Below are 17,188 nucleotides of genomic sequence, written 5' to 3' on the forward strand. Positions count from 1 at the left end.
TGCCGACCATGGCCGACGCGACCCCACTGCAGTCCCCGCTCCACGACCGGCACGAGGCCCTCGGCGCCAAGTTCTCCGAGTTCGGCGGCTGGCTGATGCCGCTGGAGTACCCGACCGGCGTGGTCAAGGAGCACACCGCCGTGCGTGAGGGCGTGGGCATCTTCGACGTCAGCCACCTCGGCAAGCTGGTCGTGCGTGGCCCCGGCGCGGTCGACTTCCTCAACGCCACGCTCACCAACGACCTGCACCGGATCGGCCCGGGCAAGGCGCAGTACAGCCTCGTCGTCGACGACGCGACCGGTGGGATCGTCGACGACGTCTTCACCTACTACCGCGACGACGAGCACGTGCTGGTCGTCCCGAACGCCTCCAACAACGAGGAGGTACGACGCCGCCTGGTCGCCGCCGCCCCCGCGGGCGTCGAGGTCGTCGACCACCACCGCGACTACGTCGTGCTGGCGGTCCAGGGCACGAGGTCGGACGAGGTCCTCGCCGGGGTGGGCCTGCCGGTCGGCCACGACTACCTCACCTTCGTCGAGGCGCCCTGGGAGGCCGGCGACGGCGACCCGGACCCGGACGCCACGATCATCGTGTGCCGCACCGGCTACACCGGCGAGCGCGGCTACGAGCTGATCGCGCCGAGCGGCCTGGCTCCGGCGCTGTGGGACGCGCTGATGGCCGCGGGCGAGCCGCACGGCCTGGTGCCGGCCGGCCTGGGGGCGCGCGACACGCTGCGCACCGAGATGGGCTACCCGCTGCACGGCCAGGACATCGGCCCGGAGGTCAGCCCGGTCGAGGCCCGCCTCGGGTGGGCCGTCGGCTGGAAGAAGGACGCCTTCTGGGGCCGCGACAAGCTGCTCGCCGAGAAGGAGGCCGGGGCCCGGCGCAAGCTGGTCGGCCTGGTCTCCACCGGTCGAGCGATCCCGCGCCCGCACATGAGCGTGCGGCTGCTGCGCGACGTACCGCTCGGCGAGGTCACCTCCGGCACCTTCTCGCCCACGCTGAAGAAGGGCATCGCGCTCGCGCTCGTCGCGGCCACCGTGGCCGACGACGGCGAGGTGACCGTCGACGTGCGCGGCCGGCCCGAGGTGTTCCAGGTGACCAAGCCGCCGTTCGTCCAGCCGTCGGTGCGGGAGGCTTGAGCCGTGAACCTTCCCGAGCAGCCCACCCCGACCCCCTTCCGCGCGCCCAGCGAGCAGCCGTGGCGCTGGCGCCTCGAGGACGCCTCCGGCGCCGAGGTGGCGGTCACCGGCGAGCTCGCCGGCCAGACCTTCCCCAGCCAGGGTGACGCCGAGTCGTGGGTCGGTGAGATCTGGCAGGAGCTCGCCGACGCCGGGGTCGCCCAGGTGACCCTCTTCGAGGCCGACCGCGAGGTCTACGGCCCGATGTCGCTCAGCGCATGAGCGGCGTCGGGGAGGCCCGCGCCTTCCGGCAGGTCGACGTCTTCACCGCCGAGCCGCTGCTCGGCAACCCGGTCGCGGTCGTCCACGAGGCCGACGGGCTGAACGACGAGCAGATGCAGGCCTTCGCGCGCTGGACCAACCTCAGCGAGACCACCTTCCTGCTCGCCCCGCAGGACCCCGCGGCGGACTACCGGCTGCGGATCTTCACCCCCACGACCGAGCTGCCCTTCGCCGGCCACCCGACGCTCGGGTCGGCGCACGCGTGGCTGGAGGCGGGCGGCGTGCCCGCGGGCGACCGGCTGGTCCAGGAGTGCGGCGTCGGCCTCGTCGAGCTGCGCCGCGAGCGCGGCCGGCTGGCGTTCGCCGCGCCCGACCTGATCCGCTCCGGCCCGGTCGAGGAGGGCCTGGTCCAGCGGATCGTCTCCGCGCTCGGGATCGCGCGCGACGACGTGCTCGACATCGCCTGGGCCGACAACGGTCCCGGCTGGGTGGGCCTGCGGATGGAGTCGGCGGCCGCGGTGCTGGCCCTCGAGCCGTCGTACGGCGAGCTGCCGGTCGACGTCGGTGTGGTCGGCCCCCACCCGGAGGGCTCGGAGTGCGCCGTGGAGGTGCGCGCCTTCGTGCCGCACGCCGCGGGCATCACCGAGGACCCGGTGACCGGCTCGCTCAACGCCTCCCTCGCGCAGTGGCTGGCGGGCGACGTGCTCCCGGCGTCGTACGTCGCCGCGCAGGGCACCGCCATCGGGCGCCGGGGACGGATCTACGTCGAGACGGCCGAGGACGGCACCATCTGGGTGGGCGGGGACACGCTGTCGACCATCTCCGGACGGGTCACCCTGTGAGCCCTTCGGCGAACTAGGCTGGGACCGTGCGCCAGTACCTCGACCTCGTCCAGCGCGTCCTCGACGAGGGCACCGAGAAGAGCGACCGCACCGGCACCGGCACGCTGAGCGTCTTCGGCCACCAGATGCGCTTCGACCTGAGCGAGGGCTTCCCGCTGGTCACCACGAAGAAGGTGCACACCCGCTCGGTGTTCGGCGAGCTGTTGTGGTTCCTGCGCGGCGACACCAACGTGAAGTGGCTGCAGGACCGTGGCATCTCGATCTGGGACGAGTGGGCCGACGAGAACGGCGACCTCGGGCCCGTCTACGGCGCGCAGTGGCGCTCGTGGCCGACCCCCGACGGCGGGCACATCGACCAGCTCGCCCAGGTGGTCCGGCAGATCGCGGACAGCCCCGACAGCCGCCGCCACATCGTGTCCGCGTGGAACCCGACCCAGGTCGACGACATGGCGCTGCCGCCGTGCCACAGCCTCTTCCAGTTCTACGTCGCCGACGGCCGGCTCAGCTGCCAGCTCTACCAGCGCTCCGGCGACGTCTTCCTCGGCGTGCCGTTCAACATCGCGTCGTACGCCCTGCTGACGCACATGGTGGCCCAGGTGACCGGGCTCGGCGTCGGCGACTTCGTGCACACCCTGGGCGACGCCCACCTCTACTCCAACCACCTCGACCAGGCCCGCCTCCAGCTGACCCGCGAGCCGCGCCCGCTGCCGCGCCTGGTGCTCAACCCGGCGATCACCGAGATCGACGCCTTCGACCTGGAGGACATCACGGTCGAGGGCTACGACCCGCACCCGGTCATCAAGGCCCCGATCGCCGTATGAACACCCCACGAAGTTCTTCGCTTCCCCCGCTTCGCTCCTCCAGCGAACAACTCCGCGGGGACCCCGTTCGCATCGTGGCGGTTGTTCCTCGATGACCACTCCTTCAGGGCGGCGGGTCACCATGGTGGCCGCCGTCGCCGAGAACGGCGTGATCGGCGCCGACGCCGACATCCCGTGGAAGATCTCCGAGGACTTCGCGCACTTCAAGGCCACCACGCTCGGCCACGTGCTGGTCATGGGCCGCACCACCCACGAGGGCATCGGGCGGCCCCTGCCCGGACGCACCACGATCGTGCTCACCCGGGACACCGACTGGTCCGCCGAGGGCGTCCGCGTCGCGCACTCGATCACCGATGCCCTGGAGCTGGCCGACGAGCTGCTGCGCGAGCAGCCCGCCGACCGGCAGGTGATGATCGGCGGGGGAGCGGCGGTCTACGCCGCCGCCCTGCCGTACGCCGACGAGCAGGTCATCTCCGAGATCCCGCTCGCCCCCGAGGGCGACACCCACTACCCGGAGTTCAGCCGCAAGCGCTGGCAGGAGGTGCGCCGCGAGCCGCGCGGGGGCTTCACGATCGTGTGGTGGGAGCGGGTCTTCGCCTGCAACGCTGGTTGACGGGTGGGAAGCCCCAAGTCGCGGATTGGCGAGGCCTGAGAGGGTGGGGCCATGGAGCTCCGTGTCTTCACCGAACCGCAGCAGGGTGCGACGTACGACGACCTGCTGGCCGTCGCGCTGGAGGCCGAGCGTCTCGGCTTCGGCGCCTTCTTCCGCAGCGACCACTACCTGCACATGAGCGGGGACGGGCTGCCCGGCCCAAGCGACGCCTGGACCACGCTCGCCGGCCTGGCCCGCGACACCAACACGATCCGGCTCGGCACGATGATGACCAGCGCGACCTTCCGCCACCCCGGCGTGCTCGCGATCCAGGTCGCGCAGGTCGACCAGATGAGTGGCGGCCGGGTGGAGCTCGGGATCGGTGCGGGCTGGTTCACCCAGGAGCACGAGGCCTACGGGATCCCGTTCCCGGACACCAAGGAGCGCTTCGAGAGGTATGCCGAGCAGCTCGAGCTGATCACCGGGCTGTGGTCCACGCCGGTGGGGGAGCGCTACTCCTTCGCCGGCGACCAGTACCAGCTCACCGACAGCCCGGCGCTGCCGAAGCCGGTGCAGGGCGGCGGCCACCGCGGCGGCGTACCGGTGCTGGTCGGGGGGCTGGGCAAGAAGAAGACGCCGGCCCTCGCGGCGGCGTACGCCGACGAGTTCAACCTGCCGTTCGTCGACGAGGAGACCACCGCGGCCCAGTTCGGGCGGGTGCGCCAGGCGGCCGAGCAGATCGGGCGGGACCCCGACGAGATCACCTGGTCCAACGCGCTGGTGCTGTGCGTGGGCGAGGACGAGGCGGAGATCGCCCGCCGGGCGGCGGCGATCGGGCGCGAGGTGGACGAGCTGCGCACCAACGGCCTGGCCGGCACGCCGGCCGAGGTCGTCGAGAAGATCCAGCGCTACCAGGCGCTGGGTGCGGAGCGGATCTACCTCCAGACGCTCGACCTGGGTGACCTCGACCACCTGCGCCTCGTGGCTGCGGAGGTCGCGCCCCACCTGTGACGATAGGCTGGGCGCCATGACTTCCGCACCCTTCGGCACCCTGCTGACCGCCATGGTCACGCCGTTCCACGAGGACGGCTCCGTCGACCTGGACGGAGTGCAGAAGGTGGCCAAGCACCTCGTCGACCACGGGCACGACGGGATCGTCGTGACCGGCACCACCGGTGAGTCGCCGACGACCACGGGCGCCGAGGACGGCGAGACCCTGGCCGCGGTCCGCGACGCCGTGGGCGACCGCGCCAAGATCGTGGCCGGCGTCGGCACCAACGACACCCGCCACTCCGTCGAGCTCGCCCAGCAGGCCGAGAAGGTCGGCGCCGACGCGCTGCTGCTCGTCACGCCCTACTACAACAAGCCCAGCCAGCGCGGCGTCCTGCAGCACTTCCGGCTGGTCGCCGACGCCACCGACCTGCCGATCATGGCCTACGACGTGCCCGGCCGCACCGCCACCAAGATCGCGCTGGAGACCTACCGCGAGCTGGCGACGTGGGGCAACGTCACCACGGTCAAGGACGCCACCGGCGACCTGGCCCGCACCGCGCAGCTCGTCGACCTCGGCTTCGCCGTCTACTCCGGCGACGACGTCAACACCCTGGGCTACCTCGCCTACGGCGCGAGCGGCCTCGTCTCCGTCGTCGGCCACGTCGCCGGCGACCAGCTCCGCACCATGATCGAGGCCTTCCAGGCCGGCGACCACGCCGAGGCGGTGCGCATCCACACCGCCCTGGTGCCGGCGTTCGAGGCGATCATGGGCGTGCCCAACTACGGCGCCACGACGGCCAAGGCCGCCCTCGAGCTGCTCGGCGTGCTGGACAACCGTGCCGTACGACCGCCGTTGCTGGCGCTCGACGAGGCGGAGGTCGCCGACCTCCGGTCCGGTCTGGCGGCGGCGGGGCTGCTCTGATGAGCCACCCGCACCCCGAGCTGTCCGCCCCGCCGAAGCTGCCGAAGAACGGCCTGCGGGTCATCCCGCTGGGCGGCCTGGGCGAGGTCGGCCGCAACATGACCGTCTTCGAGTACGACGGCCGGCTGCTCATCGTCGACTGCGGTGTGCTGTTCCCCGACGACCACCAGCCGGGCGTCGACCTGATCCTGCCGGACTTCGCGGCCATCCGGGACCGGCTCGACAAGGTCGAGGCGCTGGTCCTGACCCACGGTCACGAGGACCACATCGGCGCGACGCCGTACCTGCTCCGGGAGCGGCAGGACATCCCGCTCGTCGGCTCGGAGCTGACCCTCGCGCTGGTCAACTCGAAGCTGCGCGAGCACCGCCTGCGCCAGACGCCGTTCTACACGGTCAAGGAGGGCGACAAGATCTCCTTCGGGCCCTTCGAGCTGGAGTTCGTCGCGGTCAACCACTCCATCCCGGACGCTCTCGCGGTCGCCATCCGCACCGGCGCCGGCCTGGTGCTGCACACCGGTGACTTCAAGATGGACCAGCTGCCGCTGGACGGCCGGATCACCGACCTGCGCGCCTTCGCACGGCTGGGCGAGGAGGGCGTCGACCTGTTCCTCACCGACTCCACGAACGCCGAGGTGCCGGGCTTCACGACCGCCGAGAAGCGGATCACCCCGGTGCTCAACCAGGCCTTCTCGGAGTCCAAGCAGCGGATCATCGTGGCCTGCTTCGCCTCCCACGTGCACCGCGTCCAGCAAGTGCTCGACGCGGCTGTGCTGCACGACCGCAAGGTCGCCTACGTCGGCCGCTCGATGGTCCGCAACATGGCGATCGCCCGCGACCTGGGCTACCTCAAGGTCCCGCCCGGCGTGATGGTCGAGGCCAAGGAGCTCGCCGACCTCCCGCCCGAGCGCCAGGTGCTCATCTCCACCGGCTCCCAGGGCGAGCCGCTGAGCGCGCTGGCCCGGATCGCCCACCGCACGCACAACTTCGTCCACCTCGAGGAGGGCGACACCGTCGTCCTCGCCTCCAGCCTGATCCCCGGCAACGAGAACGCCGTCTACCGGGTGATCAACGGCCTGGCCCGGCTCGGCGCCCGCGTCGTCCACAAGGGCAACGCGTTGGTCCACGTCTCCGGCCACGCCAGCGCCGGCGAGCTGCTCTACTGCTACAACATCGTCAAGCCGCGCAACGTGCTGCCGGTCCACGGCGAGGTCCGGCACATGCTCGCCAACGGCGACCTGGCCAAGCAGACCGGTGTGGAGAACGTCGTCTACGCCGAGGACGGCGTCGTCGTCGACCTCGTCGACGGTGTCGCGAAGGTCGTCGGCAAGGTCGAGTGCGGCTACGTCTTCGTCGACGGCCAGTCCGTCGGCGACGTCACCGAGTCCGAGCTCAAGGACCGCCGCATCCTCGGCGAGGAGGGCTTCGTCTCGGTCATCGTCGTCGTCGACTCGGTGGCCGGCAAGGTCTCCGCCGGCCCCGAGATCCACGCCCGCGGGCACGCCTGGGCCGACTCCGACTTCAACGCGATCAAGCAGCCGATCGTCGACGCCGTCAACCGCGCGCTCACCGAGGGCAGCACCGACACCTACCAGCTGCAGCAGGTCGTGCGCCGCACGATCGGCCGCTGGGTGAGCAACACCCACAAGCGCCGGCCGATGATCATCCCGGTGGTCGTCGAGGCCTGAGCGGCGTCGGCTGTCGATTCACCGGTCGACCGGTGGATCCACGAAGGCGAACGCCCCGCCCCTCCCGGAGGAGGAGCGGGGCGTCGCCGTACGACGGGCGCTACTGCCGCCCGGCCAGCCGGATGGTGGTCTGGCCGGCGAAGCGCGCGACCCGCTTGTCACCCGGGTAGCTCACGTACGCGCCCACGGAGCGGACGTGGTGGCGCCAGAGCCGGACGAGCTGGCGCTTGGCGTTGACCGTCAGCACGCCGCGCACCACCTTGCCGGTGTAGACGCGTCCCTTGAACCGGATGGTGACCCGGCCGGTCGGGGTGGCGCCGCTCTTGACCTTGATCGCGACCTTGACGACGCCGTGCTTGGCGATCGACTTCTTGGCCACCGTCGCCGGGCTCGGCTTCGGCGGGACCGGCGGGGTGACCGGGACGGAGCAGATGGCGAGCGCGACGTTGTCGACGTACCAGCCGTTGTTGCCGTTGCAGCCGTCCATGCCGAAGTCGAAGCGGAACTTCACCTTGTCGCCCTGCTTCGCGATCGCGGACAGGTCGATCACCGAGGTGCCCCACGCGCCGGTCGGCTGGCCGCCGTCGCTGCCGGTGAAGGCGGGCTCGCCGGCCATCGGGTTGGTGTTGCCCGCCGCGGCGGTGTCGAGCTGACCCTCCGGCGCGTTGTAGAGCCACGCACCGGCCGGTACGACGGCGAAGGCGCCGCCGTTGACGCTGACCTTCACGTTGCCACCGTCGAAGTTGACCTCGGAGGCGACGTAGTGGTCGAACGAGAGGCGGGGCAGCTCACCTGCGGGCACGGTCAGGTCCGGGGTGGCCACGCCGACGCGGGAGGAGTAGTCCTCCGGACCGCCGTCGCACACACCGAAGTTGCCGTTCTTGCCCTTGTCGTTGAAGTAGAGCACCGACGAGCCGCCCTTGTGCACGGTGCCGCCCTCGGTCACCAGCGGCAGTGCGGTGGTGACCGTGGGGTCGAAGTGGCTGTTGGGCGCGTCGACGTCCTTGGTCCAGGTGGCCGGCAGGCCGGACTCGAAGCCCTCGAACCAGAGGTTCTTGGTGACGGTGCCCTCGCCGCAGCCGACCGTGCCCTTGTCGAACATCGGCCGGAAGTTGCACTGCACCGGCTCGACCCGCAGCTCGGTGGCCTGCGCCGCCTTCGCCACGGCCGCGCAGTCGGTGGCCGTGATCGGGCTCAGCGCTCCGCCGTCGGCCTGGCCGCCACCGGTCGGGCTGACGCCCACCGCGAGCTTCTTCAGCGTGGTGTTGCCGGTCAGGTCGGCGCAGGACGCCTCCAGGCCGTCGGCCAGCTCGGCGAAGCCCGACGTCGAGGTGAGGTACGACGTCTGGGTGTGCCAGAAGACGTTGGCCGCCTTGTCCAGGCCGATGCCCGGGACGGTCACGCCGTTGTAGGTGCCACCGTCGACGAGCAGCGCGTAGGTGTGGTTGACCACGCCGGAGTTGGTGTGCACGCCGCCGGAGTCGTCGGTGTCGCAGTGGTACTCCTCGTCGGAGACCTTGGCCGGGTCGCCGTAGCAGTTGGGGTTCCACATGTCGCGGATCGCACCGCCGAAGGCGCTGTCGTCCTCGCCCGAGAGCCAGCGGTAGCTGTCGTCGCGCGGGTCGGTCGTGGCGTCGTCGAGGCTGATCGTCAGCGGCGTGGTGGCCGCCTTGATCTCGGTGCCGTCGGCCTGGCTGACCATCGCCCCGTAGAGCTCGGAGTCACCCGCCACCGACGAGACGCCGTCCCGGTTGTTGCCGAAGATGATGCCCTTGGCACCGGCGGCCTCGGCGTTGGCGATCTTGGTGGTGAAGGCGCACAGCCCGCGGTCGACGTAGACGAACTTGCCGGAGAGCGAGGCCGCGTTGTCGAAGGGGGAGCAGCCGTCGGTGTCGGTGCCGTCGGTCTCGACGGCGTCCTTGCCGACGACCAGGTCGCCGTCGACGTGGCTGATGATCGGGCCGAAGGAGGCCGCGACGCCGGTGCAGGAGCCGACCGGGTCGCTCACGACGACGGCGATGTCGCCGCGGGTGCCCTTCGAGCACTGGCCGTCGGTGCGGTGGGTCTCCTCGTCGGGGGAGTTGAACCGCGTGTTGAGCATGTCGACCGTCTCGCCCCAGATGTCGGAGTAGGCCTCGTTCATCGCGCCGGGCTGCCACTGGTAGAGCAGGCCGGAGGTGTACTCGGTGTAGGCGTGGCCCCACTCGTGCGCGACGGTGTCGTCGGAGGAGACGCCGGAGCAGTAGTTGGTGGACTTGCCGTTCCAGTTGGCGTTGGGGCACTGGATGGTCGGGTCGTTGTTGACCGTGATCATCTTGGCGCCCTTGCCGTCGTAGGAGTCACGGCCGAAGGAGTTCTTGAAGAACCAGTACGCCTCACCGGTGCCGGCGACCTCGCTCTCCTGGTCGCTGTCGAGGCCGCCCGGGAACGGGTCGCCCTCCTTCCACACCGGGGTGCCGTCGATCGACTCCTCGTGCAGCTCGCGGCTCAGGTCGTGGGCGATCATCGAGTAGCGGTTGACCGGCTTGCCGGTCTGCGCGTCCAGGACGCTGGTCTCGCGGACCTGCTTGCCGTCGGTCACCTCGACGACCCAGGCCAGCAGGTTGCGGCCCTCGACGCCCTGGATGGCGCCCATCCGGTAGACGACGAGCTCGGCCTTGGTCACCGAGAGGCTGCTCGCCTTCGGCTTGTCGGCGGTGTCCTCGTCGTGCCCGGCCGGCGCCTGGCTGGCGAGCTTGACCGCCTTGGCCTCGGCGGCGGCCCGGTCCAGGCGCGGGGTCACGTCCAGGTCCAGGTCGGGGGCGACGTACCCGGAGACCGAGGTCAGGTCACCCTGGTTGTCGACGTGGGCCCGCAGCTGGGCGGCGAAGACCGGCACGCCCTGGTAGGTCTGCGCGAAGTCGACGGTGTGCCCCGCCGGGGTCGCGGTGACCTTGCCCTTGCCGAGCTGGCCGGGCGTCGTGCCGAACGCCTTGGCGAACTTGGCGACGTAGCCGTCGGCCTTGGCGGCCGCTCCGGTGGCGGTCTTGCCGGTCCGCTCGGACGGGAAGAGGTCGCGGGTCGCGCTGATGAAGCTGACCTCGTCGGTGGCGGGGGAGGTGGTGACGGTGACGTCGCCGTCCGCCTCGGTGCGCATCGCCTGGATGGCCGAAGGATCCTTCGGGGCCGCCACGGCCGGTGTCGCCAGGGGTACGACGGAAACTGCTGCGCCCACGAGGGAAAGGCCGATGCCCTTCCTCACGAGCTCGGAAAGGTTGACTCTCACGAATGTTCTCCTCGAGATGGGTACGCGCCGTCGGCGAGGTCGGAGTGGGGCCCGCTCCGGACACGTGGACCGCACGTTAGACCTCACCGATACGGGTGGTCCAGGAAAACTCGGGAAGAACTCCGTCGCGGTCTCGGCGGGGGCGCAGGATCTCCGCTTGGAACGCGACAAGTTCCACCGGGCAACCGGTGAAACTTGGCACCGCGTGTTGTCCCTGTGACGAATGGGACTTGTGGGTAGGTTGTGAGCATGGCGACCCGTACGTCTTCCCCGACGGCGTCGCGCAGCAGGACCACCCCTTCGACGCGTTCCGGCGCCAAGAAGACGACCAGCTCGCGATCCCGTAGTACGACCACCAAGCGCAAGCCACCGGCCAAGAAGTCCGCGGCGGCCCGGCGGCCGGCACCCCGTGCCGTCCGCAGCGGCCCCGGGCCGGTCCTGCGCGCCTTCACCGCGCTCGGCCGCGGCCTGGCCGCGCTCTGGCTGGCCTTCGCCCACGGGATCGGCGCGGTCACCCGCGGCATCGGGCACAGCGCTCGCGAGATCGAGCCCGAGCAGCGCCGGGACGGCTTCGGCCTCCTGCTGTGCGGGGTCGCCCTCGTCGTCGCCGCCGCGGTCTGGTTCGAGGTGCCGGGCGGTGTCATGGACTTCGCCCGCGCGGCCGTGTCCGGCACGGTCGGCAAGATCGGCTGGTTCGTCCCGCTGCTCGTGCTGCTCGCGGGCTTCCGGGTCATGCGCGACCCGGTCGGCAACGGCCCGGCCGGACGCCAGGTCATCGGCTGGTCGGCCTTCGCCTTCGGCCTGCTCGGCATCGTGCACATCGCCAACGGCTCCCCGGAGCCGGTGCAGGGCGACACCACGCCGCTGCGCGAGGGCGGTGGCGCCGTCGGGTACGTCGTGTCGGCCCTGCTGGTCGACCTGCTCCGCTCCGAGGCGGTCGTCGTGCTGCTGCTCGGGCTGCTCGCGTTCTTCGGCGTCCTGGTGATCACCGCGACGCCGCTCTACCGCATCCCCGACCGGCTGCGGGAGGTCAGCGACCTGCTGCTCGGGCGTCACCCGGCGCAGGAGGGCGACGAGACCCAGGCCTTCCGCTTCGACGACACCTTCGAGCGGATGGGCGACCCGGCCTACGACAGCCCGGTGCTCGCGGAGCCGAAGAAGAAGCGCCGCAAGAAGAGCGAGCCGGTGCCGGAGGTCGAGGAGTCGATGGAGCTCCTCGAGCCGATCGACATCCCGCTCGCCGACGACGAGCCGGTCGACCCCGAGGCGGGCTCGAACGCGCTGATCGGTCGCAAGCTCAAGGCCGCCGCGGCCCCGGCCGCCGAGGAGACCGGCGAGCTCGAGCCGCCGCCGCACGCCGACCTGCCCCAGCGCGTGGAGCAGCTCGCGCTGTCCGGCGACATCGTCTACACGCTGCCCGACCCGACCGCGCTGAAGCCGGGCGACCCGCACCGGGCCCGCTCCAAGGCCAGCGACGACGTGGTGGCGCGGCTGCAGACCGTGCTCGACGAGTTCAACGTCGACGCCCAGGTCACCGGCTACACCCGCGGCCCGACGGTCACCCGCTACGAGATCGAGCTCGGCACGGGCGTCAAGGTCGAGAAGATCCTCGGCGTCCAGCGCAACATCTCCTACGCCGTCGGCTCCGAGGACGTCCGCATCCTCAGCCCGATCCCCGGCAAGTCCGCGGTCGGTGTGGAGATCCCGAACACCGACAAGGAGATCGTCTCCCTCGGTGACGTGCTCCGCTCCAACGTCGCGCGCAACGACCACCACCCGCTGGTCTCGGGCCTCGGCAAGGACGTCGAGGGCGGCTTCGTCGTCGCCAACCTCGCCAAGATGCCGCACCTGCTGGTCGCCGGCGCCACCGGATCGGGAAAGTCGAGCTTCATCAACTCGATGATCACCTCGGTGCTCATGCGCTCCACGCCCGACGAGGTGCGGATGATCATGGTCGACCCGAAGCGGGTGGAGCTCAACGCCTACGAGGGCGTCCCGCACCTGATCACGCCGATCATCACGAACCCCAAGAAGGCCGCCGAGGCCCTGGAGTGGGTGTGCCGCGAGATGGACATGCGGTACGACGACCTGGCCAACTTCGGCTTCCGTCACATCAACGACTTCAACAAGGCCGTGCGCGAGGGCAAGGTCGAGGTGCCACCGGGCAGCGAGCGGACCCTGACGCCGTACCCGTACCTGCTGGTGATCGTCGACGAGCTCGCCGACCTGATGATGGTCGCCCCGCGCGACGTGGAGAGCTCGATCGTCCGGATCACCCAGCTCGCCCGCGCCGCCGGCATCCACCTGGTGCTCGCCACCCAGCGTCCCTCGGTCGACGTCGTCACCGGCCTGATCAAGGCGAACGTGCCGTCCCGGCTGGCGTTCGCGACCTCCAGCCTCGCCGACTCCCGCGTCATCCTCGACACCCCGGGCGCCGAGAAGCTGGTCGGCCAGGGTGACGGCCTCTTCCTGCCCATGGGCGCGTCGAAGCCGATAAGAGTCCAGGGCTCGTGGGTCACCGAGCAGGAGATCCACCAGGTCGTCAAGCACTGCAAGACGCAGCTGGAGCCGAGCTATCGTGAGGACGTCACCGCGCCGGCGGCGTCGAGCAAGGTGCTCGATGACGACATCGGTGACGACATGGACCTCGTGGTCCAGGCGATCGAGCTGATCGTCTCCACGCAGTTCGGCTCGACGTCGATGCTGCAGCGCAAGCTCCGGGTCGGCTTCGCCAAGGCCGGCCGCCTGATGGACATCCTCGAGAGCCGGGGCGTCGTCGGACCCAGCGAGGGGTCCAAGGCACGTGACGTCCTGGTCAAGCCCGACGAGCTCGACTCCGTGATCATGACCATCCAGGGGGAGGCGTGACCCAGATGACCGAGAACCCGACGCACATCGAGCCCGACGAGCAGCCGGCGCCGGTCGCCGCGAAGGTCGAGGTACGACGCAACGTCGCGCTCGCCGCCGGCATCGGCGGCTTCGCGGCCCTGATGATGGTGGCCTTCGCGGCGCGCGCCTTCACCGGCGGCACCGGCCTGGACTGGCTGACCTTCGGCATCCTCGCCGTGGTCACCGTCGCCCACCTGGCCTCGCTGGCCGACGCCCGCGCGCCCCTGCTCGTCGCCGACGAGCACGGTGTGCGGCTGCGCCAGGGCGCGCAGTGGCGCGGCATCGCCTGGGACGACATCGACTGCCTGGAGCACCTCCCGCGCCGCGGCCTGCTCCACGACGGCCACCTCCTCGTCGACGGCTACGACGACCAGCAGCTCGTCGTCCCGCTCACCCTGGCCACCCGCCTGGTCGGTGCGGCGCCGGACTCGCTCAGCGACGTGCTCGCCGACCTGGCCGAGGGCCGGGCCGACGTGGTGGAGGTCGTGCCGGGGCTCGACGACGAGCCGGCGACCCGCACCGCCGTGCCGAGCCTCAGCGACCTGTACACCGACGACGAGCCCGCACCCGGCGCCCGGCGCGGCATCGCGGCCCGCGTGGCCGCCGGCCTGACCGGCCGCGACGCCGAGCCGAGCGACGAGGACCAGGGCGACGAGGCGGACGACGCCGAGACCACCGACGAGATCGTGCTGGCTGACGTCGAGCGCTACGAGGACGAGGCCGACGAGGCCGAGACCGGCGAGATCGCCGCCGTCGTCGAGGACGACGAGCCGAAGGAGGAGCCGCCGGCGCCCGGCCGCGACACCGTGCTGTCGGCGCGCGTCGAGATGCCCGCCACCGCGCGGGTCCAGGTCACCGCCCCGGTCGAGCCGCTGGCCGCGGCCGAGGAGTCCGTCACCGTCGTGCTCGACGACCTGGCCGTGCGCCCGGCCGTCGACCCGGTGATCGGCCCGGAGATCCAGGCCGCCCGCGACCGGCTCCGGCTCAGCATCGACCAGGTCTCCGAGCGCACCCGGATCCGCCCGCACGTCATCGAGGCCATCGAGGTCGACGACTTCAGCCCCTGCGGCGGCGACTTCTACGCCCGCGGCCACCTGCGGACCATCGCGCGGGTGCTCGGCGTGGACGCCGGGCCCCTCGTGGCGTCGTACGACGAGCGCTACGCCCACGAGCCGGTCGACCCGCGCCGGGTCTTCCAGTCGGAGCTCGCGACCGGCACGGGTGGTGCGATCCGCAGCACCCGCGGCGGCCGCAACTGGTCGGTCATGATCGCCGCCGTGATGGGCGCGGTCCTGATCTGGTCGGTCGCCCGGCTGGTGATGGGCGGGCCGGAGCCGGTCGGCAAGGACCCGGTGCTCAACATGAGCGGCGGGGTCTCCGACACCGCGGCCACCCAGGGCGACCCGGTCCGGCTGACCCTCACCGCCGCGGGCGGGGGAGCCACGCTCAACATCCGCGACGGCGGCGGCAAGATCGTCTTCGACGGCAACCTCGCGTTCGGCCAGACCTCCGTGCTCAAGGTGGTCCCGCCGATCCGGATCTACAGCACCGACGGATCGGTGCTCTACGCCGTCGGCGGCGCCAAGGCCCAGCCCCTGGGCGACACCGGCGTCGAGGCGAACAAGACCGTCGTGGCCCGCAAGGCCGGGTCCTGAGGAATCCCGGCCGAGCCTGCCCGAACGGTAGGCTCGACCGGTCATGACCAGCACTCCTGCCCCCGTCTCGGTCGCCCTGCTCACCCTCGGCTGCGCCCGCAACGACGTCGACTCCGAGGAGCTCGCCGGACGCCTCGCCGCCGACGGGTTCGCCCTGGTCGACGACCCCGAGGACGCCGACACCGTGGTGGTCAACACCTGCGGGTTCGTCGACGCGGCCAAGAAGGACTCGATCGACACCCTGCTGGCAGCCGCCGACCTGAAGGAGTCCGGCCGGCCGCAGGCCGTCGTGGCGGTGGGCTGCCTCGCCGAGCGCTACGGCGAGGAGCTGGCCACGTCGCTGCCCGAGGCGGACGCGGTGCTCGGCTTCGACGACTACCAGGACATCTCCGGTCGGCTGCGCTCGATCCTGGCGGGGGAGAAGCCGCACCCGCACACCCCGCGCGACCGGCGGTTGCTGCTGCCGATCAGCCCGGCCGAGCGCCAGGCCGTGGCCGCGCCGGCCGACGGCCCGGAGGTCGCGATCCCCGGCCGCGCCGCGCTGCGCAAGCGCCTCGACGGCGGCCCGATGGCCCCGCTCAAGCTGGCCAGCGGCTGTGACCGCCGGTGCACCTTCTGCGCGATCCCGATGTTCCGCGGATCCTTCATCAGCCGGCGGCCCTCCGACGTGCTCCAGGAGGCGGCCTGGCTCGCCGAGCAGGGCGCGCGGGAGCTCTTCCTGGTCTCGGAGAACTCCACGTCCTACGGCAAGGACCTGGGCGACCTGGGCCTGCTGGAGACCCTGCTGCCCGAGCTGGCGGCGATCGAGGGCGTGGAGCGGGTGCGGGTGTCCTACCTGCAGCCCGCCGAGACCCGCCCGGGCCTGGTCCGCGCGATCGCGACCACGCCCGGCGTGGCGCCGTACTTCGACCTGTCCTTCCAGCACGCCAGCGCCACGGTGCTGCGCCGGATGCGGCGCTTCGGCGACCCGGAGAGCTTCCTCGGACTGCTCGACCAGGTCCGCGCGCTCGCGCCGGAGGCCGGCGTCCGCTCGAACGTGATCGTCGGCTTCCCGGGGGAGACCGAGGAGGAGTTCCAGACGCTGTGCGACTTCCTGGTCGCCGCGCGGATGGACGTGACCGGCGTGTTCGGCTACTCCGACGAGGACGGCACGGAGGCGGAGTCCTTCGACGGCAAGCTCGACGAGGACGAGATCCACGCCCGGGTCCAGCACCTCAACGACCTGGTCTCGGAGCTGACCGCCGAGCGCGCCGAGGAGCGGATCGGGAGCACCGTCGAGGTGCTCGTCGAGGAGCTCGACCCCGACGACACCGGTGACGGCACCGTCGAGGGCCGCGCGGCCCAGCAGGGCCCCGAGGTCGACGGGAGCACCCGGGTCCTCGGCGTTCCGGACGCGCGGGTGGGCGACCTCGTCCGCGCCGTCGTCGTCGCCTCCGACGGTGTCGACCTGATCGCCGAGCCCGCAGGAGGGAACTCATGAGCGAGACCAGCACCGCCCCGGCCAAGCCGAGCAACTGGAACCTCCCCAACGCCCTCACCACGCTGCGCATCGTGCTGGTGCCGTTCTACGGCTGGGCGCTGCTCTACGACGGCGGCGACTCGATCACCTGGCGCACCGTCGCGTGGGCCATCTTCTTCGTCGCCATGGTCACCGACAAGGTCGACGGCGACATCGCCCGGTCCCGCAACCTGGTGACCGACTTCGGCAAGATCGCCGACCCGATCGCCGACAAGGCGATCACCGGGATGGCCTTCATCGGGCTGTCGATCATCATGGACACCTGGTGGATGTGGGCGATCACGGTCGTGGTCCTGGTCCGCGAGTGGGCGGTCACCCTGCTGCGCCTGTCGGTGCTCAAGTCGGTGGTCATCGCCGCCGCGCAGAGCGGCAAGTGGAAGACCGTGGCCCAGGCGCTGGCGCTGGGTCTGCTGACGCTGCCGCTGCTCGAGGTCGACGGTTGGCTCGACGTCCCCGGCGAGGCGACCTACGTCGTCGCGATCGCGCTGCTGCTCGTCGCCTTCGTGCTGACCCTGTGGTCGGGCTACGAGTTCTTCCGCGACGTGTGGAAGCAGCGGCACACGATCCGCAAGTCGTCCGCGGCCTGAGCCTGCCGGCCGTGC

General features: G+C 71.4%; 13 protein-coding genes. 12 read left to right on the forward strand and 1 reads right to left on the reverse strand.

What is annotated here, in order from left to right:
- Positions 1-8 precede the first annotated feature (8 nt).
- From gcvT to MRBLML1_RS12245, 8 genes are all read left to right on the forward strand, one after another.
- Positions 9-1,142 carry a glycine cleavage system aminomethyltransferase GcvT gene (gene gcvT, locus MRBLML1_RS12210; RefSeq protein ID WP_364516151.1) on the forward strand — a complete coding sequence of 378 codons (1,134 nt, stop codon included), beginning with the start codon at positions 9-11 and terminating at the stop codon, positions 1,140-1,142.
- Positions 1,143-1,145: 3 nt separating this feature from the next.
- Positions 1,146-1,403, forward strand: a complete 258-nt coding sequence (locus MRBLML1_RS12215; RefSeq protein ID WP_364516153.1) for a hypothetical protein — start codon at positions 1,146-1,148, stop codon at positions 1,401-1,403.
- Positions 1,400-2,245, forward strand: a complete 846-nt coding sequence (locus tag MRBLML1_RS12220) for a PhzF family phenazine biosynthesis protein (RefSeq protein WP_364516155.1) — start codon at positions 1,400-1,402, stop codon at positions 2,243-2,245. The genes MRBLML1_RS12215 and MRBLML1_RS12220 overlap by 4 nt, the downstream gene beginning before the upstream one ends.
- 26 nt (positions 2,246-2,271) lie before the next feature.
- The gene (locus MRBLML1_RS12225) at positions 2,272-3,066 is read left to right on the forward strand and encodes a thymidylate synthase (protein WP_364516157.1); all 795 of its coding nucleotides are present in this window, start codon (positions 2,272-2,274) and stop codon (positions 3,064-3,066) included.
- A gap of 91 nt (positions 3,067-3,157) precedes the next feature.
- The gene (locus tag MRBLML1_RS12230) at positions 3,158-3,679 is read left to right on the forward strand and encodes a dihydrofolate reductase (protein ID WP_364516159.1); all 522 of its coding nucleotides are present in this window, start codon (positions 3,158-3,160) and stop codon (positions 3,677-3,679) included.
- Positions 3,680-3,730: 51 nt separating this feature from the next.
- Positions 3,731-4,669 (forward strand): LLM class F420-dependent oxidoreductase, encoded by a 939-nt coding sequence (locus MRBLML1_RS12235; RefSeq protein WP_364516161.1) that lies wholly within the window; start codon positions 3,731-3,733, stop codon positions 4,667-4,669.
- Positions 4,670-4,685: 16 nt separating this feature from the next.
- The gene (gene dapA, locus MRBLML1_RS12240; RefSeq protein WP_364516163.1) at positions 4,686-5,573 is read left to right on the forward strand and encodes a 4-hydroxy-tetrahydrodipicolinate synthase; all 888 of its coding nucleotides are present in this window, start codon (positions 4,686-4,688) and stop codon (positions 5,571-5,573) included.
- On the forward strand, positions 5,573-7,258 hold the full coding sequence (locus MRBLML1_RS12245; RefSeq protein ID WP_364516165.1) for a ribonuclease J: 1,686 nt from the start codon (positions 5,573-5,575) through the stop codon (positions 7,256-7,258). Before dapA ends, MRBLML1_RS12245 begins: the two co-directional genes overlap by 1 nt.
- 100 nt (positions 7,259-7,358) lie before the next feature.
- On the opposite strand, the gene MRBLML1_RS12250 is transcribed toward MRBLML1_RS12245, so the two are convergent.
- Positions 7,359-10,394 (reverse strand): M4 family metallopeptidase, encoded by a 3,036-nt coding sequence (locus MRBLML1_RS12250; protein ID WP_364516167.1) that lies wholly within the window; start codon positions 10,392-10,394, stop codon positions 7,359-7,361.
- Between the two features lie 378 nt (positions 10,395-10,772).
- Between MRBLML1_RS12250 and MRBLML1_RS12255 the strand changes: the two genes are divergently transcribed.
- The 4 genes from MRBLML1_RS12255 to pgsA are packed head-to-tail and all read left to right on the forward strand — an operon-like array spanning position 10,773 to position 17,173.
- Entirely contained in the window at positions 10,773-13,391 is a 2,619-nt protein-coding gene (locus tag MRBLML1_RS12255) for a DNA translocase FtsK (RefSeq protein ID WP_364516169.1), read from the forward strand.
- 5 nt (positions 13,392-13,396) lie between these two features.
- On the forward strand, positions 13,397-15,067 hold the full coding sequence (locus tag MRBLML1_RS12260; protein WP_364517295.1) for a helix-turn-helix domain-containing protein: 1,671 nt from the start codon (positions 13,397-13,399) through the stop codon (positions 15,065-15,067).
- Positions 15,068-15,110: 43 nt separating this feature from the next.
- Positions 15,111-16,547 carry a 30S ribosomal protein S12 methylthiotransferase RimO gene (rimO, locus tag MRBLML1_RS12265; RefSeq protein ID WP_364516171.1) on the forward strand — a complete coding sequence of 479 codons (1,437 nt, stop codon included), beginning with the start codon at positions 15,111-15,113 and terminating at the stop codon, positions 16,545-16,547.
- Positions 16,544-17,173: a CDP-diacylglycerol--glycerol-3-phosphate 3-phosphatidyltransferase gene (gene pgsA, locus MRBLML1_RS12270; protein WP_364516173.1), complete on the forward strand. Its 630-nt coding sequence runs from the start codon at positions 16,544-16,546 to the stop codon at positions 17,171-17,173. The genes rimO and pgsA overlap by 4 nt, the downstream gene beginning before the upstream one ends.
- Positions 17,174-17,188 lie beyond the last annotated feature (15 nt).

This window comes from Nocardioides sp. LML1-1-1.1, from assembly GCF_040676175.1.
GTDB lineage: Bacteria > Actinomycetota > Actinomycetes > Propionibacteriales > Nocardioidaceae > Nocardioides.

Bases quoted from the DNA above. Each gene is read 5' to 3' on its own strand.
- gcvT (WP_364516151.1), top strand. From the start codon at position 9: ATGGCCGACGCGACCCCACTGCAGTCCCCGCTCCACGACCGGCACGAG.
- MRBLML1_RS12220 (WP_364516155.1), top strand. From the start codon at position 1,400: ATGAGCGGCGTCGGGGAGGCCCGCGCCTTCCGGCAGGTCGACGTCTTC.
- MRBLML1_RS12230 (WP_364516159.1), top strand. From the start codon at position 3,158: ATGACCACTCCTTCAGGGCGGCGGGTCACCATGGTGGCCGCCGTCGCC.
- MRBLML1_RS12235 (WP_364516161.1), top strand. From the start codon at position 3,731: ATGGAGCTCCGTGTCTTCACCGAACCGCAGCAGGGTGCGACGTACGAC.
- dapA (WP_364516163.1), top strand. From the start codon at position 4,686: ATGACTTCCGCACCCTTCGGCACCCTGCTGACCGCCATGGTCACGCCG.
- MRBLML1_RS12245 (WP_364516165.1), top strand. From the start codon at position 5,573: ATGAGCCACCCGCACCCCGAGCTGTCCGCCCCGCCGAAGCTGCCGAAG.
- MRBLML1_RS12250 (WP_364516167.1), bottom strand. From the start codon at position 10,394: ATGCGCACCGAGGCGGACGGCGACGTCACCGTCACCACCTCCCCCGCC.
- MRBLML1_RS12255 (WP_364516169.1), top strand. From the start codon at position 10,773: ATGGCGACCCGTACGTCTTCCCCGACGGCGTCGCGCAGCAGGACCACC.
- MRBLML1_RS12260 (WP_364517295.1), top strand. From the start codon at position 13,397: ATGACCGAGAACCCGACGCACATCGAGCCCGACGAGCAGCCGGCGCCG.
- rimO (WP_364516171.1), top strand. From the start codon at position 15,111: ATGACCAGCACTCCTGCCCCCGTCTCGGTCGCCCTGCTCACCCTCGGC.
- pgsA (WP_364516173.1), top strand. From the start codon at position 16,544: ATGAGCGAGACCAGCACCGCCCCGGCCAAGCCGAGCAACTGGAACCTC.